Source organism: Paenibacillus wenxiniae, from assembly GCF_039822605.1.
GTDB classification, from domain to species: Bacteria; Bacillota; Bacilli; order Paenibacillales; family Paenibacillaceae; genus Saccharibacillus; species Saccharibacillus wenxiniae.
Window position 1 is genome coordinate 13,477 of the sequence record NZ_JBCGUH010000001.1, and the last position, 23,040, is coordinate 36,516.

Below are 23,040 nucleotides of genomic sequence, written 5' to 3' on the forward strand. Positions count from 1 at the left end.
AATTATATGTAAAAATAATTAGTTAAAATTTAGTAACCCCTGTTTACTATCTCGTCAAACGGGTAATAAACAGGGAAATCATGTTTCTTATTGATGAAAAATGTAGAATTTTGTCGTATCAACAGAGCATATCAACTAGAGCGATAACTCAACTTAATGAAGTAAGGAGAATGTCAAGTGAAACCAGCCATTCAGGAAGCGATGCATAATCAAACTCCGTTACATGTTCATTTAATTAGTGGGGAAACGTATATCGGCATTTGTGAAACTCATGATAATCCAAACTTCTTCGTTATTCATACCGATTGCGGTGATCTTACTTTTCCATATTGGACCATTAAACGTATTAAAACCGCAATGACTCATTGATCACCGGCGGAAGCAACATCCAGTCCTTCATAGACAATCATTCGATTTCTGCCGGTTTTTTTTGCATGATATAAGGCGGAATCCGCCTGCTCCAACAGCTCCTCCATACTACTCTCATCCCCATCGTACAGCGTCATGCCAAGCGACACCGTTACCGACTCACCAAATGGAGTAGGGGATTGTTCAGACACCCTCCTGATCTGCTCACCTGTCTTCATCGTCATCATTAGATCCGTTTCAAACAGTAAAATGACAAATTCCTCTCCACCGTAACGAAAGCACAAATCTGCCGATTGAATTTGTCCTTCAATTAGCGTGGCTGCTCTTCGAAGCATTTCATCACCCATCGCATGCCCATACGTATCATTGATTTTTTTAAAATAATCAATATCCAGCATAATGATCGCAAATGGATACCGATTGTTCAGCCAGTTTTGCATAATCGCTCGGAGCGCACGTCGATTTAACACGCCGGTTAATGCATCATAATGAGCTTCCTGCTGTAACTTCCGTTCCTTTTCCCGCGTTTGCTGTTCCAGTGTCATAATTGCATAGTGCAGTTCGTACGCTTCATAATTCCACATATTTTGCTCCGGTCGAAAAGAACCCTTCGATTCGCCTGCGATACTATGTGCATAATCCGCCAGTTCTTCTAACGGACGAGATAAGCGGATCGACAGCTGATATATAATCATCAACATTAAAATAATGACCGGGATCAGGTAAAAGAGCATACTTTTAATCAATTGTGCCGAAAAGATCGTTGTATTGTACACTGGCGTCTGAAAAATTACCCCCCAGCGAATACCCGGTATCGACGCAAAGCCCGCCAGCATCTCTTGATGTTCCAAATTGATGACTAATCGTTTGCCACTTTTGCCATCATGCAGCTCCCCAATAATCGGGTTATCTGCATCGGTAAGATGTCGCCCGATTCGTTTAGCGACAGGATGATAGACGATATTACCTTCATTATCAACCACATAAAAGTATGAACCGTCTTCCTTTTTGCTTCCTTCTCCAAACAACTCGCTCAGGCGGTTCGCTTCTTCCAAATATAAAATACCTGCCAGAATGCCGCGATAATTCCCTTGATCCGTAAACAGTGGATAACTAATCATCAGTACAAGACGATGGTTCGTATCCCGATACGGTTTTGAAATATACGCTTCACGCTTTTGCAATGCCGTCTCAATTTGAATCGTTGTTGGCACTGCACCACGTTGATAACTACGGAGTGGTGATGCCATCCGTACAGTGCCTTTTTCATTCACAATTACTACCGCATTAAAAAAGCTATTCGATTGGCGAAAATAATCCAATACCTGTTGACCAGCCTCCTCGCTCGCTTGATCCTGATTAGCCATTATGTATTTTGATGTGCGTGCAAGCGAGGACTGCATCGAATAGATAAGCGTTTGAGCGATTCTGCTCAGTTCCTTCGCATGAATTTCATTTAATTTTAGTGTCTGTTGTTCGATCGATTCCTTTTGACTCACATAGCTAATCAACAGACAAGCAGTAAGAATTAGAAAAAAACCACAAAAAGCCAGGCCACAGGTTAATGTCGACAGCTTGTATTTACTAGCTTTGTGTTTCAAAAAAAACTGCATCGCATACTCCCCTTGCTTTACGTCGTCGATTTATATATCGGTTAGTGTAACTTAGTTTATAAGTTATTGGACATGTAATACAATATTGTAATTTTTGCCCTTTTCCAAAATTATTATAATTATACAGTATACGACACCAATTCTTATATTATCGCTCATATACAGGCGCAAGTCAGCCCTTGATTGTAACCATTTTATGTACAACAATAGCTCCGGTAGAAGATACCGGAGCTATTGTACGTATAACGTATTACATTTTAGTATTGGGACACGGTAACAGGTGAGTTGTCGCCGAGCAGGGCGAGATTGTTCTCCGCTACACGATCACCGCTTTTCAGACCGCCTGTGATCAGTGCTTCTGAGCCTGCTTCTGAACCGATCGTCACTTCTTTACGAACAGCGTGACCATTCGTCACAACATATACATAGTTTTTGTCGCCCTCTTTTTGAATTGCTTTGCTTGGGACGATTAATCCTTGCTTCGCATCTTTGCCTACAAAGCTAATATCAGCCAGCATACCCGATTTTAATTTACCATCCGTATTGGATACGGTCACTTTGACCGGATACCCATTACCGCTAGAATCCATTGGACTGATACTTTTTACTTTGCCGCTCGTTACGATATCAGACGATGCTACACGTACCTGTATTTGATCCCCTGTTTTCACCTGGTTGATCTCGTTAGCCGGTACATAAATCAGCATGTTGACCGTACTCAGATTAGCGATCACGATCGATGCGGCGGATGGACCTGCCATCTCGCCCACTTCTGCATTTTTCGTTGTCACAATACCGTTGATGGGCGATTTCACTACCGCATCATCCAGCGCATTTTGAGCAATTTGTACGTTCAACTTCGCTTGCTCCAGCTTTTGCTGACTTGCCTGGATGCCTGCTGTACTTTGAGACACTTCAAGCTGACGTTGTGCATTACTATAACCCGAATTTGCATTGTCATAGCTGCTTGTTGCATTGCTGTATGCTTCTTTGGCTGTGGACAATGCCGTTTGTGCTGTTTGCAGTGACTTTTGCGCGCCTGCCAGTTGATCTTGCGCATTAGCTCTGGCATTCACTGCATTTTCATAAGCTGTTTTCGCATTAACAGTAGCCGCTTGCGCCTGTTCCAGCTCTGCCTGTGTCGCAAGTGAATTGTCGAACAGCGATTGTGTACGAGTCAATGTTTTTTGGGCATTGGACATTGCTTCCTGTGTTTGTTTAATCGTATTGGTAGCTGTCGACACAGCCGTTTGTGCTTGTTTGACACCAGTTTGCGCCTGATTCACTGCGCCCTGTGCAGAGTTAATATTGCCTTTTGCCTGTGTGATCGCGCTCTGGGACGAAATAATTCCGTTTTTCGAGCTAACGACACCAGAGTTGGCAGATACCATACCAGATTCACGGGAATCTTTCGCTGTATTCACACCGGCAGAAGCTGCATCCACATTCGATTTGGCAATATCCAGATTGTCGCGAATATCGCTATCTTCCAGCTTGAGCAGTACCTGTCCTTTTTTCACTTCGGTGCCGACATCGACAGCGATAGCGGATACTTTACCAGAGATTTTCGGCATAATGTTCACCGTTTCAGACGGTGTAACCGTACCGGTATAAATATCGCCCTGACCGATCATGCCCTGTTGCGCACTGGCGACTTTTACATTTACGCTCATTTCCTGAGCAGCTTCACTGCCTGCTGTAGAGCAGCCGGCCAGCATAACCGAACTGAGCAGCAAAGCGCTGGCGGTAACTTCCCATTTTCTAATTTTCATTGCATGTTCCCTTTCTTTCATGAGAATTTCGATTCGTCGCGTTTGTCTAGCGAAGAAGGCTTAGACTTTCGTTTCCTGTAATACTTGCTTTTTGCGTCTAGTAATAAACAGGAATACAAACGGAATGGAGCAGAATAACGGGATCGAGGATACAAGGAATGTATCGGCGATACCACGTGAGTAAGCATCGAGTGTGATCAGACCGGACACCGTCGATGTCCATGAACCGCCCAGCATCGCTTGAAACGATTGTGCCGCATCCGGCGTGATCGATTCCGAAATTTGCTGGCTGTGCAGTGCTGTACGACTTTGCATCAGGAAGGTTAGAATCGCAATCGCCATCGAACCGGCAATGGTACGCACTAGATTGGATGCGGTCGAAGCTTTACCGACCTTTTCCTTAGGTACAGCGTTCATGCCGACCGTCGATAATGGCATCATACAGATCCCGATTCCCATCCCACGGAACATAAGCACAATTTGCAGCCACAGATGCGGCGTTTGTGGTGTCAGTGTGTGCAGATGATACGTCATCACACTGGTGAGTGTCAGACCGACCAGACCGATCGGCACAATACCAATTTTGTCAAACAGCTTACCGGCAAATGGCATCATGACCGCCATCGCAATCGCCTGTGGCAATAGGATAATCCCGGTGTGTACCGGAGATACGGACTGGATGTTTTGCAGGAATAACGGCGACAGGAATGTACCCCCGTACAACCCCATCATGACAAAACTGGACGTGATCACACTGATCGCAAATTTATAATTTTTAAATAGTGAAATATCGATAACCGGATTTTCCTGTCCGCTCTCTACAAAGATCAGGAATACGAGCGCCCAGAAAGCGATGAAGAATAGTCCGACAATTTTGAACGAACCCCAGCCATCCGTCGAGCCACTGGACAGTGCGTATAGCAGTGTACCCGCACAGGTTGCTGCTAACAGGAAGCCGAGTAAGTCGAACTTGACCTTAATACCTGGAGGCGGCTCTTTAATTAGCAAAATCACCATCAAAATCGCAAACAGAGCAACCGGCACACAGACGATAAACAGGAAGCGCCAGTCAAACCATTCGATCAGATAACCACTCAGTGTCGGTCCAATCGCTGGTGCGGCCATAGCGGCAATCCCCCAGATGCCGAGTGCCATCCCGATTTGCTCACGCGGGATAATTTTGTACACGATCGTCATACTTAGTGGCATAATTACGCCACCGCCCAGACCGGCGACAATACGTGCAGCGATCAACGATGTATCACTCCACGCAAAAATGCAAAAAACGGTTCCGAGCGTAAACACGCTCAGTGCGGCAATCAGAAACTTTTTGTACCCGATGCGCTGTTCCATAAATCCCGTAATCGGTACGATAATACCGGAAGCGAGCGTATAGCCAGTAATGACCCACTGGATGCGCGACGTTGTCGAGCCCAGATCGGTCGTCAACTGCGGAATCGCCACATTGATCAGACTGTTATTCAGGATCGCCACGAAGGCGCCCAATACAATGGCGAAAAAGGCAAGCCATTTCTCGCGGGGCGAATCAGCAGGAGGAGCAGCGGCAATAACTTCGGAAGCCACCATCGACCCCTCCTTTAATTAAGATGTGTGAATTTTCACTTCAACGTTCGTACCTGGAATAAGCGTCATGCCGTCTGGCACGTTCAGCGCAATTTCTACTGGAATCCGCTGTGTAACTTTGTTAAAGTTACCGCTTGTATTTGTTGCTGCAATCAAAGCAAAGACGGAGTTAGACGCCTGTCCGACTTTACGAACTTTACCTTGAATGACATGATCTCCGTCTGCATCCAGCGTAACGTCGACCAGCTCGCCTGGTTTGATTCGGTTAATGTCTGTTTCTTCAATATTCGTCGATACATACAAATTTTTCATATCTGCCACAATTGCAACCGCAGAGCTTGGTGCAGCAATTTCATGTTCTTTGGAATAAATTTTGATCACCGTACCATCAATCGGCGCACGCAGGACGGATTTGCTAATCACACTAGAGTCGAGACCGGATACGTTTTGCTCCGCAATCGGCTCATTGCGCTTCAGCACATCGCCTTCCTCGACATCGATATGATCAATCTCAGCTGTAATTTGCGGCATCACTTTATATTGATCCGCAGTGATGCGTGCATCGTCACTTTTCACATAATGAGCGCCTTGATACCAATAGTAGTAACCGATCGTTCCGCCGCTTACGACGAGCAGCACAACCAGTATCGACAAAATAATCTTTCTTTTCAACGTACTCCACCTCTGCAGTTCTAATAAAATGGGCCAACCGGTAAAACCATATTGCTGTTGCAACTTCACATATAGATAGCTGCACAAAATAATACAATGCCAATTTCTCAAGTTCGAGAGATCAGGCACAAAAAAAGTAAGGAACGGTACGCAGACACATGGCAGTTAGGGGACGCTTGGATCGCGCGCAATAGCCGCCGGTCTTTCGCTCCTTACGTTTCGTTACTCTTTGAGGTATATAAGCCTCTTTTTAACAATTCCAGTTCCAGCCTGAAGCTATGCAGCACTTCTTGCTCATCCGCTTCTCCGGCGAAAAACTGAATAAAGTTCTGAATTAGAATCGCACGTAAAATTTTGATCAAGTGCAGTAGCTCTTCCTCACTCTGGATATTCAGACCGCTTGTATCGATCACACCCATATAGTTGCGGTAAAACTCACGAATCCGTTCTCTCGTCGTGGGGTTTTTCACATCGAGAATCAGCTTGTACTCAATCTTGTAATTCATATTGAGAAAAATGTTACGTGCAAACTCGCGGGTCTCGCTACGCTCATCATGGATATAGCGATGCAGCGTAGTTTCAAAAAATTCTGCCGATGAGGTGAACAGATCGCCTTGATGCTTAATCGCTAGCACCATCATTTGCTCACGATTACGGGCGCTGTGCTCCTCCAGAATGTAGAAAAACAAATCCGCCTTATCCTCAAAGTACTGATAAAAGCTGCCTCTTGGAATGCAAGCATCCTTGATAATATTCGCGATCGACGCATCTGCAAGCGAAGCACGCGAAAACTCGCGTAACGCTGCATCAATCAAGTTTTGCCGCTTTTCCTCGGGCAGGTTAAAAAAGGTTTTTGTTGGCATACATTCACTCCATTGCCCTCCTGCAACCTCGGGCTATTGATTGACGTTGAGATGTGAGTATGAACGCTAGTACGAATAAAATACAGCTCTCAGATGTAGGCAGGCTTGATTCGTTGTCAAAAGTTACATAGAGAATTATATGTGACACGGTGTCATGTGTCAATCTTATTATTAAAATTTATACATATTTAGTTTCAGTCTATTGTTAGTTGAAACGTAAGCCACTACCGAAATGACGACTTGAAACGCAAAATAGGCCTGTACGCGTCTCCTTGAAAGGATAAAGCGACAGACCTAAAGGGATAGGGTTAGCAGTTATTCATAGCAGTCATTCATAGCAGTCATTCATAGTCGTTATTTATAGTAGTCATTTATAGTCGTTTTTTCACTCCGCGATCTTCAGACTTTTTCGTCCCATGACTTTCAGACTTTTACATACATGCACTTGGATATTTGATACGTATGAGCATGATGTAGTATGGCAAACATATATTTATAGTTCCCGAATAAGCAGCTCGTGCTTCTGGCGCTGTTCACGTTTACGACGATACATATCCTCATCTGCCAAACGCAGCAAGGTGTTGCCATTTTCGCCATTCGCAGTGTACACACTCATCCCAGCAGCAAACGATACCGTAATATCGCGATCGCCATACCAGAACATCTGACCATCTAGTAAAGTCAGGCGATTCTCCACCAGCTCAGCCGCGCCAACATAATCTGGAATGCTGAGCAGTAAAATGAACTCATCGCCCCCGATGCGTCCGACCACATCGCCCGGCTTGTGCATCAGTCCTTGCAACAATTCGGCAATAAACTTCAAGTACATATCTCCGACTGCATGTCCATACGTATCATTGATCGGCTTAAAATGATTTAGATCGATCATAATGACAGCAAACGGCTCGGTGCCTTCTGTCCGTACACGTAGCTCTTCTTCCAGTGCAGTGCGATTATACAATCCAGTTAACGGATCATGGTAAGCACTATGCTTGTAGTTTTGCTCTGATTCTATCAATCGCCGCTCCGTGTCTTTGAGTGAAGTGATATTGGTTAAATGCAATACAAACAAATCCTCATTCGCTCCCTCAATCCGATCGATGCCTACGATCAAATCCAGATGCTCTTGGCGTGAATCATGCATGCGTACTTCCCAGTGCGACTGTTTACGAGGCTGAGCAATATAAGATGAAAGCAAGCCTTGCAGCCCCTTGACCTGCTTGAACTCAAATTGCTTGGGAATGTCTGCGGCGGGTATGCCTTCAAACCAGCTCTGCGTCCGTGGATTCATCTCTTTGACCTCTCCATGCGCATCCAGCAGTAAAATAGCGTTGGGCGCTGTCTCAAACAACAATTGAAACAGCTTACGATAATCCGGCATAATATTATATTTTCCAATCAAATGACGCAGTCGTACTGCCCAGATCAAATATCCAATAAAATAGCAGATCATCGCCACTCGCGTTACGATCACACCCGCTTGCAGCAATGTCGTAATCAGCGCAAAGCTGCCAAACAGCAAAAAACCGCTGGCGAGCAATGAACGTAAAATCGTCCGTTGCCTGCGTTCTCTAGCGCGCAACCAACCGAAAGCGAGCAATACGACCGCCAGCAAAATATACCCGATCACAAACACAATCGTGGCCAGCAAATAGGTCGGATGCAGCGGACTTCGTCCATCTGTAATATGCACATCATACAGTATATTATGATCCCATGTGACGATAAACCATAACCACAGTGTATAAGGTGCCACATAAACGAATGGCAGTAGCCGTTTAAACGGACGGGTGACCTCCCCACCGAACAATGTACACAAATGAACGAGCGTACTAATAAACAGCAGCAACGATGGTGCACTTCCATATAGAACGAGCTGCATCTGATATTCCGGCAGCAATGATGTTTTCAAATATTCAAACATAAAATAAAGCACAAGTGAACCCATGAGCAATGCCGCTATACGATTAATCATGCTGCGTCGATTGCGATAAATCAACGTGATGGCCATATAGAAGAAAAAATAAGTGGGCAACTGGATCGTTATAAAATCCATAAAAAGTGCATTCATCGGCAAGGTCCTCTCCAAATTCAGGTACATTCCACGTAAAGCCTATACCACTTTCCGATTTACACCTTAATTGATGCCACTCGTAACAACGACAGTATAAGTTCCAGTACTCTTATCGTAAGAAAATGCGCCTCATTTGACAACAGAAAATAGCGAAAAATGACGAAATTTGAAATATTTTTTATGTAAACTTATGATTTTGACCTCTTGTAGCAAGGAATAAACGTTTTTAGAGTCTATTTTCACACAATATAAACCCCCTATTTCTCTACTGTAGAAGAGAAATAGGGGGTTGTAAATAAGCGATTATACTTACATATAATTATTTTTTAAGAATTTTGTGGAATATGTTACAATATTGACCATTTCACGCTATCGGAATGGTTTTCGGTTGCCTATTATTTTAGTTGCTGCATGATCATCTCTTGTATACAGGCTCCATTAGCTCTGCTGGCGCAAGCTATCAGATAATGCGGTGAAAATAACACCCAGTGCATGCGCCCCAGCATCAGGATAGCCGAGACTACGTTCGCCCACCGCTCCAGCTCGGCCCATACGAGCTACAATATCGGCTGTGCCTTTCGCTCCTGCAACGGCTGCCTCTGCACCTTTACGGAATGCAGTCCGCACATCATCACCAGCCTGCGCACTTGCTGTCCAGCTATCTGCACACGGAACAAGTGCATCGATCAATGTTTTGTCCCCGACGACGGCACCACGTCCGAAGGAACGTTCGCCCGTTGACTGAATGCCTGCTACTGCCGCTTGCAGCATATCGGCAAATTCACGTACCTTCACTTCGGTACGCTCCCCTGCCTCTTTGCCTGCGGCACGGAATGCCGAACCCCAGATTGGTCCGGATGCACCGCCACACGATTCCATAATGATCAGCGACACATCATGCAGGAAACTACCTATCGTCAGCGGTTCATGCGCCAGCATCGTCTTCCATTCACGCTTCAATTGTCGGAAGCCTTTTGCAACACTCATGCCAAAGTCGCCATCACCAGCATGTGAATCCAGTTCACAAAACGGAACTTCATTTTCAATAATGACTTCGCTCATGCGATCAATCAAATAGATCAGATTGTCGAGTGTAATCGTTTCGCCGCTCACAACAGCCGCTGCTTCATCGGTCTCCACCGTATAGGATACGTCTGCCTGTGCCTCTGTTTCCTCCGTAATCTCGCGATATGGAACGGATTCAACTGGACCGGAAACTTTAAATGCAGGTGTATCGCTCTCACGAGATAGCAATTCTTTTAATTCATCATCCAGCTTCATCAAAGTTACTGACAATCCGGCCATGTCGATACTCGTCATATAGTTACCGACAAAGCTACGATGCACGACAATACGGTGCTCGGCTAGCTCACGACTAACCGCATGATGGAACAAATACAATTCTTGCTGCGGTGTCGCGCCAAAGCCGTTAATGAGTACAGCTACTTCGGCATGATCGCCCTCCAGCTTCATATCTCGCCGCAAGTCGGCAATCATACGATGGGCAAGTTCATCTGCTGATATCAATTCGATACGTTCTATACCTGGCTCACCATGAATGCCTACACCATACTCCATCTCATTTGCACCGAGCGAAAAGGTCGGCGTTCCTTTAGCTGGCACTGTACAGGAGGTGAGCGCAAAACCGATACTGCGTACGCTAGCAGCTGCCTTTTCGGCGGCGGCTTTTACGCTTTGCAGGTCGCGTCCTTCCGCTGCGGCTGCACCCGCAATTTTATGTACCAGAACCGTTCCAGCTACACCACGACGTCCTACCGTGTACAGGCTGTCTTCCACTGCAATGTCATCATCAACTTTCACATAATCTACTTCAATGCCATCCTCACTGGCAAGATGGGCGGCGTTTTTGAAATTCATCATATCCCCGCTGTAATTTTTGATGATCAACAGCGCCCCTTTTGACCCAGCGGTTGCCTTGATCGCCTGATACACTTGAATCTGCGAAGGTGATGCAAAAACATCACCACATACAGCAGCGTCCAGCATCCCTTTGCCGATATAACCAGCATGCGCAGGTTCATGTCCGCTACCGCCGCCGCTAATGAGTGCTACTTTGTTAGGATCGATATGCTTGCTTTTAATAATTTTATATTTCGGAATCAGCTCTAATTCAGGATGGGCAAGCACCATACCCTTCGCCATTTCCAGCACCATATCTTCCGCACGATTCATTACTTTTTTCATCCGTCTTCCTCCTGTTCGCAAGGTATAGGATTGTTCGGTTACATCCCGTAGTTAACCATATTGATGCTTGCGCTAATCAGGTTTGATGATCACGGCGACTTTATCAGGCAGGCGAACGGTATAGGTTATAACGTCATATAACGTCCGTATTGCGCCAAATATCGCTCCTTTTCCTTGTAATCCGGCATCAAGCTACCGACCTTACGCCAGAATGAACGATCGTGATTCATATGCAGCAAATGGCACAGCTCATGCACAATCACATAATCGATCACTTCGACCGGTGCCATCGCCAGACGATAATTAAACGTCAGCTTTTTGTTGGAGCTACAGCTTCCCCAGCGTGTAGTTGACTCCACAATCTCGATACTGGCAGGCTTCACGCGTAGCTGTTGCTGATACGAAACGATACGCTCATGGATAATACGCTTGCATGTTGTAAAATAGTAGCGTTTCAACCGTGCACGCAGCTCCTGTTCATCTGCATCGTTCACATCGATCAGCTGTTGCAACGGTTGCTCTTTGCCCAGCAGCATAAACGTACCATAATCGTCGTATGCTCTCGTTTCTGGTACAGAGCGACGATTGGCAAGACGTTGCTGTTGCTCGGTGATCCAGTTACGATGGCGCTGGACAAGGCGTATAATATCTTCTTCTGTCGTTCCATTAGGCGCTTTGATCGTAAGCAGTCCATTGCTTTCCAGCTGGATCGATACTTTACCGCGGCGCGAATATTCGATATGACAGGCGATAGTGTGATCGCCGAGTTGGATGTTCATCATCGTTGTGGGATCTCCTTGAGTTCAATAAGTGTTAAGTGTTGATTTAATTATACTACAATACTCTATACTACCTACTGCTTACCTGCTGTTTACCTACCGCTTACCAACCGCTTCCCTAACACTTACCTGCTGCTCAAAAACCTGCGTTTCAATGATCAAAGCCGCTCAAGCGTTCTATTGGATTTTATTGGATCGTAAATGTATAAACGGATGAATAAGCGAATTGTAATGAAGTAGTTTATATAAAGCTGCATGTTTGTTTAGTCTTACAACCGTTCCAATAGCCCATCGTATACATAAAAACCGTATACATAAAAAATCACTTTTACTATGAATAAAAAAGGCAGCTTTGCTCGTAGGATCGCGAGTAAAGCTGCCTTTGTACTATATTTTACCGACATGACTTTGCAAATATTCTATCTAGGACAGCATGAAATTACATTCGTATACGTGTACGCAGTACAGGACAGAGGGAAAGAAATAAAGATAAGGGTGACCTATAATCTTAGCGGTCTTCTCACACGATGTTCAATAAAAAGTAATTTTTACGAAATAAAATATTGTACGGGTTACGAGCATGGTAATCTAGCCTGTATTCCGACTCTGTAGATTTCTGTACGAAACTAGAGTCCATCCTCTTATTTCTTTCTGGAGTGGAATATGCGCCAGCAAAAACCGTTTAAATACATGCCCTAGCGCACAGATTGTTCTTGTTTGTCTGCTGTTGGCTCGATCGATGGAGCTGAAATCGGTAGGATTGGAATGCCTGGTTGATGGTTGCGTGTCCATGTGCTGCGGGCTGGGATTTTGCTCCAGTCGGCACGATGGGCGTAACCTTTGGCGATGCGAGTCACTTCTTGCAACAAGCCTTCGTTTAGTGTAATCGGCTGTAAGCCGTGGGACAGAAACAATTCATTTCGTACATGCAGATCATTTTCCGCTGCTTCTTTGCGCGGATTGGATACATAGGCAATCTCGGCGCCGGTCAGCTGACTGACGAGTGCGGCGAGATCACGGATACGATGGGTTTCAGTCATCTGATTGAAGATCATCACACGATCTCCATGCACAGGCGGATGCTCCAGTGCCAGCTGGATACAGCGCACAGTATCTTGAATATGGATAAAGGCACGTGTTTGTCCGCCTGTACCGTGCACAACGATCGGATGTCCAACAGCTGCCTGCATTAGAAAACGATTTAGCACCGTTCCATAATCGCCATCATAATCAAAACGATTAATTAGTCGCTCATCTAGCATCGTTTCATGCGTATTCGTGCCCCAGACGATGCCCTGATGCAAATCGGTAATGCGTAATCCATCATTTTTATTATAATAATGAAATAATAGTTGATCCTGTGATTTGGTCATATGATAGATCGAGCCAGGGTTAGTCGGATACAAAATTTGCTGTTGTACACGTTCGCCTTGCTCGGTCTGCACTTCGATATCCAGATAACCCTCTGGTATTTTCATACCGGATGTGCCATAGCCATACACGCCCATCGTACCTAGATGCAATAGATGAATGTCCAGTCCAGATTCAGCGATGGCGCACAGTACATGATGAGTCGCATTCAGATTGTTGTTTACCGTATAACGCTTATGACGTGACGATTTCATTGAATACGGGGCAGAGCGCTGCTCGGCAAAATGGATAATCGCATCCGGCTTTTCCTGTAGGATCAGTTGCAAAAAGCGTTCATATTCCAGCGCCAGATCCAGTCGTTCAAAGTTAATGTTGCGCCCACTCCACTGCTTCCATACGTCCAAACGAATGCCAAGCGGTTGAATAGGTGTTAAGGAGTCTGCTTCCAGTTCAATATCGATTGTACGGCGGGACAAGTTATCGATAATGGTCACCTGATGACCGAGACGGGACAGATGCAAACTCGTTGGCCAGCCACAAAAACCATCTCCGCCCAATACAAAAATCTTCTTTTCCTGCCCGTTCCACGCCTGTCCAGATGTAGTGTTCAATAGAAACCCACCTTTTCCGTAATGTGATGCTGTCCATCGATACGTCATTGTTATACTGAACAGCAAACCCATTTCTATTGTAAAACTACACTGTCAACGCAATCGTAATCTATAGCCCTATCTTATGTAAAAATAAGCCAGCGTGCACAATGGGATCAATCCCATTGTGCACGCTGGCTTTGTTTAATTGTTGGTTCATACGATTTATACGAGTGTCTGCAATGCTTCACGACTGAACATCTGGATATCATCGCTACGCTGATCACGGACTTTGTTCGGCCATTCTGGATCGCTAAGCAGTGCACGACCGACTGCAATCAGATCAAACTCATTTTGCTCCAACTTGTGAATCAGCTCCTCCAGATGAGCCGTTGGATCGGTTTCCTCCGTCTGACGCGCACCTGGTGTAAATTCAGCTTGCAGTCCAACCGAACCGACTGAGATGGTTGGTTTGCCTGTCAGCTTTTGTGTCCAGCCGGCTAAGTTTAGCTCAGAGCCTTCAAATTCCGGCTCCCAGAAACGACGTGTCGACGCATGGAAAATGTCCACGCCTGCATCAACGAGCAGACCAAGCAATTGTTCAAGCTCTTCCGGTGTTTGAGCCAGACGCGCCTCATAATCGTACATTTTCCATTGCGAATAGCGGAAAATGATCGGATAGTCTTCACCGACAGCGGCACGGCATGCACGAACGACCTCTACAGCAAATGTAGCCCGTCCTGCCAGATCACCGCCGTAACGATCAGTACGCTGATTCGTCCGTTCCCATAGGAACTGATCGATCAGGTAGCCATGAGCACCATGTAGCTCGATCGCATCAAAGCCAAGCTTTTTCGCATCGGAAGCTGCCTGTGCATACGCTTGAATCAGATCAGCAATTTCACTTTCGGTCAGCGGCTCACCGATCTTCTCGCCTTTTAGATCCAGACCGGAAGGGCCTACAGGCTGAGCGTCCACATTCGGCTCATCTCCAACTTTGCGTGCCATACCGACATGCCATAGCTGAGGAGCAATTTTGCCTCCTTCAGCATGTACAGCATCGACAACCTTTTTCCAGCCAGCAAGTGCTTCCTCACCGTGAAAAACAGGAATGGTCGCACCGCTAATCGATGCCGGATGATCAATTCCTGTTCCTTCGGTGACGATCAAGCCTACGCCACCAGCCGCACGGCGGCGATAATATTGTGCCACATCGTCGCCTGGAACATTACCTGGAGAAAACCCACGTGTCATCGGTGCCATCACGACACGATTATCAAGCTTCAACTTATCGCTATGAAACGGTTGGAACAAAGGTGCAGTATTCATAAATGAGCCTCCTCGTATATGATGTACTATTTAATTATTATTCGTAACGACAATACTTTAACATAGTAGTCTGTTCAAATCAAACTGGCACCCGTTCCATTGCAGTACCGGTCTTGTTGAACGTCAACCGATACACGTCCGGATTGGTTAGTCTCTCCCATTCTGTAAAGCCGATCCGTGTGTCATATGCACGCAGCAATAAAGAGATCAGATTTCCGTGAGAGACGAGTGCAGCATGTTCTGCCTCACTTGCTTGTAATTCATAAATAACAGCAAGGACGCGCTCGGTTGCCTGTCGACTTGATTCTCCTCCTGTATAGCATAGTTCCATATCGTCAGCATGTCGCGCCATTCTGGTTCATTCGTATTGCATAGTACGCGTTCTATCAAGCGTTCATCGGTATGTATAGGGATCTGAATCTGATGCGCTAGCGGTTCAATCGTCTTGATCGCTCGTACATACGGGCTGGAAACGATCCGATCCAGCGGAATCGAAGACAATTGCGTAGCAAGACGCTCTGCCTGTTGCCGTCCCAGCTCGGTCAATGGTGCATTCGGTTCCTGCCCTTCGGCCTGGCAGTGACGGATGATGTATAGCTCTTTCATATGGATGTGCTCCTTTCTACATTCGTGATACTAAAATATGTACACAAACGATTTGGCTGGAACAGACCCAGCTCCGAATTACAACTATACGAGTTTTCGTACAGGCTCTAAATGGCTATAGCTAAAAAAAGCCTTGCTAAATTGTCTCATGATTTACACGTTAACTGCAAACTTGGAGCCGAGCAAACTCAGTACTACTAACGCTATCGCTATCACTATCACTATCACTATCACTATCACTATCACTATCACTATCACTATCACTACTAAAATTATCTACAACTCATCTGCCTGCAATACATGTAAATATTCGGATAAGCTTTTACTTACCATATAAGTAACTTTTACATCAAGACAGGATTACGTTATGATCAAACATAACTTAAGATGTTCCAACATAACCATCCGCTTCACAACAAAAACAGATAACTATCACTGGAAGTTGGAGGAGATATAATGGATCAACACGAATACGAATGGATCAGGCAGACACGCGCCATTCTACTTGATTTTTGCAGTGAGCTAAGCCCACACGATTTCACTCGTTCGCATGGATTTGGATTTCAAAGTATTCGAGATACGCTCGTTCATATAGCAGACTGTTATTGTGCGTGGATAGGCTCCTATCTATTATTACAAACCAGGACACCGATTACTGCAAAAGAACACTTATCAACAATGGACATAGACCGTATCAAGCATCGCTTTGCACAAGTCGATCTTTATGTAGCTGAGGCATTGAATAGACTACAACAGCAGATGGATGAACCTATTGAACGACCAATTCCCTGGAGAACAGGCGGAGAACCGATATCGATGACACCTCGTAAATTGCTCTTACATACGATCACTCATGAATTTCATCATAAAGGACAAATTATGGCTATGGCACGGCAAACGGGACACGAACCGCCAAATACAGATGTATTAGGTGTATGAGATGACATCGTATGAGATGATATTAAATGAAAAAGCCCGAACCATGCAGCTTATGCTGCTCCTGATCCGGGCTTGATTTGATCCGATGTTAGTTCGTTCAAGTCTAGTATGCTTGACTAATAATGAGCACAAATTCAACAATTGAAGTGAATTTCACATCGTATCGTTCTATTAAAGTTAGCGCATCAGCCTGCACATATGCTTGCACTCACACTCTTATGGATGATCGTACACGATCACCGATGTGATGCCAGATATGCTCGTTACGGTGTTGGCATACCACCGTTAGCATTCAGCGTTTCGCCGCTCACGTAGCTCGACTCCTGACTTGCCAGATATACGTATGCGGAAGCCATTTCAACCGGTTGACCCGGGCGACCAAGCGGTGTTTGCTCGCCAAATTCTGGCAGTACATCCGCAGGTTGTCCGCCGACGATTTGCAGCGGTGTCCAGATCGGTCCTGGTGCTACAACGTTAACGCGGATACCTTTTGGTGCTACCTGTTGAGCCAGTGCTTTACTGAATGTGTTAATTGCCGACTTCGTTGTCGCATAATCCAGCAAAATTTCAGATGGGCTATATGCTTGAATGGACGACGTGTTTACAATGCTGCTACCCGGTTTCATATGCGGAATAGCTGCTTTGCACACCCAGAATAGTCCATATACATTCGTTTTAAATGTGTGGTCAAATTGTTCTGTCGTCAGATCGGCGATATCTTCTACATATTGCTGTTTACCCGCAACATTAGCCAGAATATCAATACCGCCCAGCTCACGAACTGCCGTTTCAACGAGCTGGATGCAGTATTGCTCGTCTTTCAGATCGCCTGGTACGGCTACCGCCTTACGGCCTTCTGCTTCGATTAATTGAACTACTTCACGTGCATCTTCTTCTTCCTCAGGAAGATACGCCAGCACAACGTCTGCGCCTTCACGTGCATAAGCGATCGCTGCTGCGCGTCCGATCCCGCTATCTGCACCAGTTACGATTGCTTTACGCCCTGTAAGTCTGCCTGTGCCTTTGTACGACTCCTCGCCGCAATCCGGTACAGGTGTCATTTTCGTTTGCAAACCCGGCTCGGGTTGTTGTTGCTTGAATTCCGGACCTGCCTTTGTAAATTGTGTTGTTGGATCTTGCATTGTGTATTGATCTGCCATGATGAATATCCTCCTCTTGTGTAGATGGATGTGTACATGCTGTTCTTGCATCAGTCCCAACTCTTTTTATGTAACCGAGATTTGTGCATTTTAAACGAACATGCTTTATAGGACATCTTATCGTTCCATATGAGCACATTATGTTCTGTAACTATCCAATATCAAAAACACCAAAAAGCCTAATCTACCGAATACGCTGTAGATCAGGCTTTTCGTGTTCTTTTCCATTGTTAAGTCGTTACTATCTTGGAATATGACGATCAGAACATTGGCAACAGATATTTGATCACAAACCACAATACGATGGCCAGAATAATAATATAAGCTGCATATTTAATAAATGTCGAAGCTACCATGCCGGAATCCGATTTGCGTTCTACCCGTACTTCCCGTTTATCGACATCGACATTACGATTTTCGTTCATGATCTTTCGCTCCCTTTCAGGCATTATGCCTCTGGTTGTTAAGTGATTTGAGTGTTATTAAACGGTTTTATTACTTGTGAATCGCCTGGAATCTGGAATGGGCTAATTATTAAAATAGAGCTTAAACCGTGCATAATGGAACGATACCTATGCTTCCAAGTTGATGCTACACGTAAAATCTATTATGCTTATCGCAAGACTGCACATATAGATGATGAAACCATTTACTACACTAAGTTAGACGATGGAGTACAACCAAACTACATATTATTGCACAGGAGCATCGAACATGAAACAAACCCAAATCGAATACGATCTTTCTACATTACCGTCTTCATTATTAGCCTATTTGGATGGAGCAACTATCTACGATAGCAGTTCATCAGCACAGGCCAAAACGCTTTTTATCGATGGTGCTCAGCGCTTATTTCTGAAAATCGCTGCCGCGCATACACTGGAACGCGAGTATCGGATGAATGCCTTTTTGCATAAACATGAACTTGCACCTTTATCACTAGTGTACACTACCTACGGTGAGCAAGATTATCTGCTCACCGTTGCGGTGTCCGGCGATGATGGGATTGCTGAGTCGTTCTTACAGCAACCTGAACGTCTTGCCACAGCATTGGGTCAGCATCTGCGCAAATTGCATTCGTTACCATTGCATGGATGTCCTTATCGTGAGCGGAGTTCAGAAATTCTGCTTGAAGCCTCTCCTTCAGTGCAGATCGAGCTACAAACGGACACACGGTATCAGCCTGTAGATAAAACGATTATTCACGGCGATTATTGTCTACCTAATGTGATGATGAACGATTTTGAGCTGTGCGGCTTTATTGATAATGGCGATGGGGGTATCGGTGATCGGCATTATGATCTTGCATGGGGGCTATGGTCGTTGCAGTTCAATTTGGAGACCGATCGCTATCATGATTATTTTCTAAATGGGTATGGAAGAGACGATGTCGACCCAAATGGGATCGTCTATTTCCGTCAAATTATTGATAGTCTCGATTTCTAGCTACTGCTAGTCTCGATTTTTAACTACTGCCCCGTTGCTACCTTGCTACAACAAAAAGCTATACTAAAAAAGACAAGCCGTGTGATACAGACACAGCTTGCCTTTTTTTAATTCGAATAGGCTACTTCCTATTACTGAACTACTCGCTCCTGCTGCTTCACTCAAGCGAGCGGATACCTAATCTCTGCAATATCTTCCTGTAGTTCTGCCCACTCTAGCTCATTATTCAACTGCTCTGCCAGTTCACGTGTAAGCGGCTCCTGCTGAAATATACGTTCTACGAGCGTATAATCCAGCTCTATTTCATAATATTCCTTTGCCCATGTATGATAATAGGCAGCACCTTCCAGCAACAGTCGGAACCATTCACTGCCCGCCTCCTCCTCTGCCCCTATGGCATGCCAGTGATTAGCCGTACGCTCACGCCAGAGCAGACAGGTCACTTCCTCGGTTATAAATGCAGGCTCGCTCAGAAAATGGGTCATGGATTCCGGTATTTGTTCCGCCGCAGCTTGCATTCCCTGCTGCATATGCGGATGGATGATTCCACCCTCAAATATTTTGATCATCAAACCATTAATCGTAAACAGCGCAAAATAATGATCACCTTCGCCATCTCGCATCGATGCCATTTCTTCTCCAGCATCCCAGTGCGCATTGTACGAGTAATAACGATATTCCCATTCGGGCATAATCATCGCATCCAGCATGGCTGCTGCTCGCAACCGTTGCTGACATTGCTGGATAGATGGTAATTGAGGCAGTAATGTTGTTGCATTCATACTGTATCGCTCCTTGTCTATACTTCATATTCGCTAGCGTTGGTATACAATACTTGTGTAGATGTGTAGATGATATGTATAGAGTCGATTGGAGCAGAATGTCCAGACTTTACTCCTCATATGGACATTCATTCCATTTGTTTAGAAATTCTAATAGATTAGAAATTATAATAGAAATGTTGGTTTAAAAGTAATTTAGAAACGATACAAAAGTAATGAACTAAACATATTGAAAAGGCTCCGCTAACGGAGCCTTACTTGAACTGCTCCCATTGCTCAACCCATTTCATTTTTAAAACGAATACTTTCCAAATACAAGCCTTCTGCATCTGCCATACCGCCAGTTTGTGAGCGATCTTTGCCCAGAATCAGACCGGGCACGTCATGAGGTTGCTTGTCGCCAAGTCCTACCGCGATCAGTGTACCGACCATTTTCCGCACCATATTGTAGAGGAAACCGTTGCCTGTTACACGCAGCTCAATGATCCCATCCTGTTCGCGCAATTCCAGCTGATGAATCGTGCGTACCGAATCTTTTTTCTTCGACTTCGCATTCGCATAGGCGGTAAAATCATGTTCCCCAATAAAATGAGCTGCTGCCTGCTTCATTTTCTCCATATCCAGCGGCTTCACCACATGCATACTGTATTTGCGCAGAAAAGGCTGGCTGTATTCACGATTCCATATTTTATACAGGTACGTCTTATCAGTCGCATGGAAACGCGCATGAAAACGCTCGTCTACCTGCTCCACCTCGATCACGCTAAGATCTGGCGGCAAATAATGATTCAAAAAGCTCATGATACGTTCAGTCGATAGCTCTTGTGATGTTTTAAAATTGGCTACCTGTTGCAATGCATGCACACCAGCATCCGTGCGACTGGAACCGATAATCTCGATCTGCTCGCCGGTCAGCACAGAGATCGCTTTTTCAATTTTACCTTGAATCGTGCTGTCACTATCGCCTAGACGCTGCCAACCTTTATACCGGTTGCCATCATATTGGATCGTTAATTTGTAATTGTTCATCTACTTTGCTCCCGAATTGGTAAATTAAGCGGTGGTACTGAAATGAATTGGAGGTTCGTGCTTGTCGTTATATCACTATGGACGAAGTTGCCAATTCTTTGAGTGGACTGCCTGTTTCTTAGCTTAACAAAAATGGGATTTGAATGATAGCGTAAGGGTAGAAAATATACTTCATTGGGATAGGAATAGTACAGCTTTGTTAAAAAGCTCAACGGTTTGGCTAAACAAAAAGCCAGCCTTGTAATAAATTACAAGAAACTGGCTTAAGTTTATTTATATTGCTGGTGTAGAAACTTATTCCTTGCCTTCGCTATGTGCTCCTCGCAGTAGTGTATATCCGAATCACCCTATATGCCTGCTTCCATACATCTCTGCACCTTAGCTCTCTCCCCGTTTCACTTCTGCACTGTCATCCGTTCATCTCGCTTTTCACCTTTGCCGATACGGAAAGTAAAGTAGCCGATTATCACGATGCCGATAAATACCGCTCCTACGATCAGCGGAACACGGGTGTCTGGATTGAAGCACATGCCGATTAGCACGCAGATCAGATAGATAATAACGATATAATTGCTGACCGGGAAGAAGAAAGATTTGAAGGTATGTCCGCTGAGTTCTTCGCGGTTTTGGCGACGGAATTTAAACTGGCTGATCGCGAGTGCAAACCAGGGAATCATCCCTGGCAATATGCTGGCGCTGTAGATGTACAGGAACAGCTTGGAATCCGGGAACAAATAATTGAAAAGTACGCCGATGAGCAATAGCGCAATTGTAGTAATGATACTGTTGCGTGGCACACCCGTCTCAGCCGATACTTTGGCGAAAAATTTCGGTGCCTGTCCATTTTCCGCCAGTGTATACAGCATGCGTCCGGCGCTATAAATACCGCTGTTACAGCCTGACATCGCGGCAGTGAGCACGACAAAGTTAATAATACCTGCGGCGGCTACGATGCCGACTTTGGCAAAGGTGAGCACGAAGGGGCTACCATTTTGCCCAACTTCATTCCACGGATAGATGGTCACGATCACGAAAATTGCACCCGCGTAAAAAATAAGAATACGCCAAATAATATTTTTGATCGAACGGCGTAGTGTTTGCTTTGGATTTTCGGCTTCACCGGCTGTAATTCCGATCATCTCAATGCCCTGATAGGCAGCGGTGACGATACAGAGCGCAAACAGGAAGCCTTTTAATCCTCCGGCGAAAAATCCGCCGTGACTGTAAAGGTTCGACAATCCAATCGGTACGCCCCCATTACCAAGACCGAAGAAGATCATAGCGGTACCGAGCACAAGCATCGCTACAATCGCGACGATTTTGATCATAGCGAACCAGAATTCGAATTCACCATAAAATTTAACTGCCGCTAGATTAGCAGCAGCAATGATCGCTACGCCTGCCAGCGCAGGTAACCATTGTGGAATATCCGGGAACCAGTAGTTCACATAAATTCCGATAGCTGTCACTTCGGCCATGCCGACCGTTACCCACAGAAACCAGTAACTCCATGCAGTGACAAATCCAGCCAGCGGCCCGATATACCGATGGGCAAATGTAGCAAAAGAGCCTGTGACCGGCTGCACAATCAACATTTCCCCCATAATACGCATAACAAACAGCATAATGATTCCAGCCAGCAAATAAGCGAGCAATACCGATGGCCCTGCCCATTGAATCGTGCTGGATGAACCCATGAACAGACCGACGCCAATCGTTCCGCCCAATGCGATTAGCTCAATATGCCGCGATTTTAATCCCCTGTTTAATTGCTTTTGTTCCACAACAAGCTCCCCTTTATACGAACAACTTTCGTTCTGACAATCAACCGCGTTAATGTAATGCAGAACGACACTG

18 protein-coding genes and 1 pseudogene are annotated in these 23,040 nt (G+C 45.3%); 3 read left to right on the forward strand and 16 right to left on the reverse strand.

What is annotated here, in order from left to right; all coding sequences use genetic code 11:
- The first annotated feature begins 177 nt into the window (after positions 1-177).
- Positions 178-369 carry a hypothetical protein gene (locus AAHF22_RS00040; protein WP_347322926.1) on the forward strand — a complete coding sequence of 64 codons (192 nt, stop codon included), beginning with the start codon at positions 178-180 and terminating at the stop codon, positions 367-369.
- Here the strand turns inward: AAHF22_RS00040 and AAHF22_RS00045 are convergent.
- From AAHF22_RS00045 to AAHF22_RS00095, 11 genes and pseudogenes are all read right to left on the reverse strand, one after another.
- Positions 363-1,982: a sensor domain-containing diguanylate cyclase gene (locus AAHF22_RS00045; protein WP_347322927.1), complete on the reverse strand. Its 1,620-nt coding sequence runs from the start codon at positions 1,980-1,982 to the stop codon at positions 363-365. The two genes, AAHF22_RS00040 and AAHF22_RS00045, sit on opposite strands and share 7 nt — an antisense overlap.
- A gap of 257 nt (positions 1,983-2,239) precedes the next feature.
- Entirely contained in the window at positions 2,240-3,754 is a 1,515-nt protein-coding gene (locus AAHF22_RS00050; RefSeq protein WP_347322928.1) for an efflux RND transporter periplasmic adaptor subunit, read from the reverse strand.
- 60 nt (positions 3,755-3,814) lie between these two features.
- On the reverse strand, positions 3,815-5,338 hold the full coding sequence (locus tag AAHF22_RS00055; RefSeq protein ID WP_347322929.1) for a DHA2 family efflux MFS transporter permease subunit: 1,524 nt from the start codon (positions 5,336-5,338) through the stop codon (positions 3,815-3,817).
- An 18-nt stretch (positions 5,339-5,356) separates the two neighbouring features.
- Positions 5,357-6,010, reverse strand: a complete 654-nt coding sequence (locus AAHF22_RS00060) for an HlyD family secretion protein (RefSeq protein ID WP_347322930.1) — start codon at positions 6,008-6,010, stop codon at positions 5,357-5,359.
- Positions 6,011-6,222: 212 nt separating this feature from the next.
- Positions 6,223-6,873 (reverse strand): TetR/AcrR family transcriptional regulator, encoded by a 651-nt coding sequence (locus tag AAHF22_RS00065; RefSeq protein ID WP_347322931.1) that lies wholly within the window; start codon positions 6,871-6,873, stop codon positions 6,223-6,225.
- Positions 6,874-7,366: 493 nt separating this feature from the next.
- Complete coding sequence (locus tag AAHF22_RS00070) at positions 7,367-8,944, reverse strand: GGDEF domain-containing protein (protein WP_347322932.1); 1,578 nt, start codon at positions 8,942-8,944, stop codon at positions 7,367-7,369.
- A gap of 441 nt (positions 8,945-9,385) precedes the next feature.
- Positions 9,386-11,152 carry a dihydroxyacetone kinase subunit DhaK gene (gene dhaK, locus AAHF22_RS00075; protein ID WP_347322933.1) on the reverse strand — a complete coding sequence of 589 codons (1,767 nt, stop codon included), beginning with the start codon at positions 11,150-11,152 and terminating at the stop codon, positions 9,386-9,388.
- A gap of 125 nt (positions 11,153-11,277) precedes the next feature.
- The gene (locus tag AAHF22_RS00080) at positions 11,278-11,934 is read right to left on the reverse strand and encodes a M48 family metallopeptidase (RefSeq protein ID WP_347322934.1); all 657 of its coding nucleotides are present in this window, start codon (positions 11,932-11,934) and stop codon (positions 11,278-11,280) included.
- A 692-nt stretch (positions 11,935-12,626) separates the two neighbouring features.
- Positions 12,627-13,913, reverse strand: coding sequence for an NAD-dependent epimerase/dehydratase family protein (locus AAHF22_RS00085; RefSeq protein WP_347322935.1), 1,287 nt, complete (start codon positions 13,911-13,913; stop codon positions 12,627-12,629).
- Positions 13,914-14,117: 204 nt separating this feature from the next.
- Positions 14,118-15,221, reverse strand: a complete 1,104-nt coding sequence (locus tag AAHF22_RS00090; RefSeq protein ID WP_347322936.1) for an NADH:flavin oxidoreductase — start codon at positions 15,219-15,221, stop codon at positions 14,118-14,120.
- A 79-nt stretch (positions 15,222-15,300) separates the two neighbouring features.
- Positions 15,301-15,827: pseudogene (locus AAHF22_RS00095) on the reverse strand (histidine phosphatase family protein).
- Positions 15,828-16,283: 456 nt separating this feature from the next.
- On the opposite strand from AAHF22_RS00095, the gene AAHF22_RS00100 reads away from it, so the two are divergent.
- Positions 16,284-16,766: a DinB family protein gene (locus AAHF22_RS00100; protein WP_347322937.1), complete on the forward strand. Its 483-nt coding sequence runs from the start codon at positions 16,284-16,286 to the stop codon at positions 16,764-16,766.
- A gap of 263 nt (positions 16,767-17,029) precedes the next feature.
- On the opposite strand, the gene AAHF22_RS00105 is transcribed toward AAHF22_RS00100, so the two are convergent.
- Together AAHF22_RS00105 and AAHF22_RS00110 are read right to left on the reverse strand one after the other, a co-directional pair.
- Positions 17,030-17,926: an SDR family oxidoreductase gene (locus tag AAHF22_RS00105; protein ID WP_347322938.1), complete on the reverse strand. Its 897-nt coding sequence runs from the start codon at positions 17,924-17,926 to the stop codon at positions 17,030-17,032.
- A gap of 260 nt (positions 17,927-18,186) precedes the next feature.
- Entirely contained in the window at positions 18,187-18,351 is a 165-nt protein-coding gene (locus tag AAHF22_RS00110; protein WP_188775005.1) for a hypothetical protein, read from the reverse strand.
- 289 nt (positions 18,352-18,640) lie between these two features.
- Here AAHF22_RS00110 and AAHF22_RS00115 point away from each other — a divergent pair, with 289 nt between their 5' ends.
- Entirely contained in the window at positions 18,641-19,372 is a 732-nt protein-coding gene (locus AAHF22_RS00115; RefSeq protein ID WP_347322939.1) for an aminoglycoside 3'-phosphotransferase, read from the forward strand.
- A gap of 161 nt (positions 19,373-19,533) precedes the next feature.
- Here the strand turns inward: AAHF22_RS00115 and AAHF22_RS00120 are convergent, their stop codons facing one another.
- The 3 genes from AAHF22_RS00120 to AAHF22_RS00130 form a co-directional block, all read right to left on the reverse strand.
- On the reverse strand, positions 19,534-20,154 hold the full coding sequence (locus AAHF22_RS00120; protein WP_347322940.1) for a hypothetical protein: 621 nt from the start codon (positions 20,152-20,154) through the stop codon (positions 19,534-19,536).
- 276 nt (positions 20,155-20,430) lie between these two features.
- Complete coding sequence (gene truA, locus AAHF22_RS00125) at positions 20,431-21,183, reverse strand: tRNA pseudouridine(38-40) synthase TruA (protein WP_347322941.1); 753 nt, start codon at positions 21,181-21,183, stop codon at positions 20,431-20,433.
- A 395-nt stretch (positions 21,184-21,578) separates the two neighbouring features.
- Entirely contained in the window at positions 21,579-22,967 is a 1,389-nt protein-coding gene (locus AAHF22_RS00130; RefSeq protein ID WP_347322942.1) for an amino acid permease, read from the reverse strand.
- Positions 22,968-23,040 lie beyond the last annotated feature (73 nt).

Excerpts from the sequence above, each read along its gene's own strand:
- AAHF22_RS00100 (WP_347322937.1), top strand. The coding sequence starts at position 16,284 with ATGGATCAACACGAATACGAATGGATCAGGCAGACACGCGCCATTCTA.
- truA (WP_347322941.1), bottom strand. The coding sequence starts at position 21,183 with ATGAACAATTACAAATTAACGATCCAATATGATGGCAACCGGTATAAA.
- AAHF22_RS00090 (WP_347322936.1), bottom strand. The coding sequence starts at position 15,221 with ATGAATACTGCACCTTTGTTCCAACCGTTTCATAGCGATAAGTTGAAG.
- AAHF22_RS00050 (WP_347322928.1), bottom strand. The coding sequence starts at position 3,754 with ATGAAAATTAGAAAATGGGAAGTTACCGCCAGCGCTTTGCTGCTCAGT.
- AAHF22_RS00110 (WP_188775005.1), bottom strand. The coding sequence starts at position 18,351 with ATGAACGAAAATCGTAATGTCGATGTCGATAAACGGGAAGTACGGGTA.
- AAHF22_RS00070 (WP_347322932.1), bottom strand. The coding sequence starts at position 8,944 with ATGAATGCACTTTTTATGGATTTTATAACGATCCAGTTGCCCACTTAT.
- dhaK (WP_347322933.1), bottom strand. The coding sequence starts at position 11,152 with ATGAAAAAAGTAATGAATCGTGCGGAAGATATGGTGCTGGAAATGGCG.
- AAHF22_RS00045 (WP_347322927.1), bottom strand. The coding sequence starts at position 1,982 with ATGCAGTTTTTTTTGAAACACAAAGCTAGTAAATACAAGCTGTCGACA.
- AAHF22_RS00120 (WP_347322940.1), bottom strand. The coding sequence starts at position 20,154 with ATGAATGCAACAACATTACTGCCTCAATTACCATCTATCCAGCAATGT.
- AAHF22_RS00080 (WP_347322934.1), bottom strand. The coding sequence starts at position 11,934 with ATGATGAACATCCAACTCGGCGATCACACTATCGCCTGTCATATCGAA.
- AAHF22_RS00105 (WP_347322938.1), bottom strand. The coding sequence starts at position 17,926 with ATGGCAGATCAATACACAATGCAAGATCCAACAACACAATTTACAAAG.
- AAHF22_RS00115 (WP_347322939.1), top strand. The coding sequence starts at position 18,641 with ATGAAACAAACCCAAATCGAATACGATCTTTCTACATTACCGTCTTCA.
- AAHF22_RS00065 (WP_347322931.1), bottom strand. The coding sequence starts at position 6,873 with ATGCCAACAAAAACCTTTTTTAACCTGCCCGAGGAAAAGCGGCAAAAC.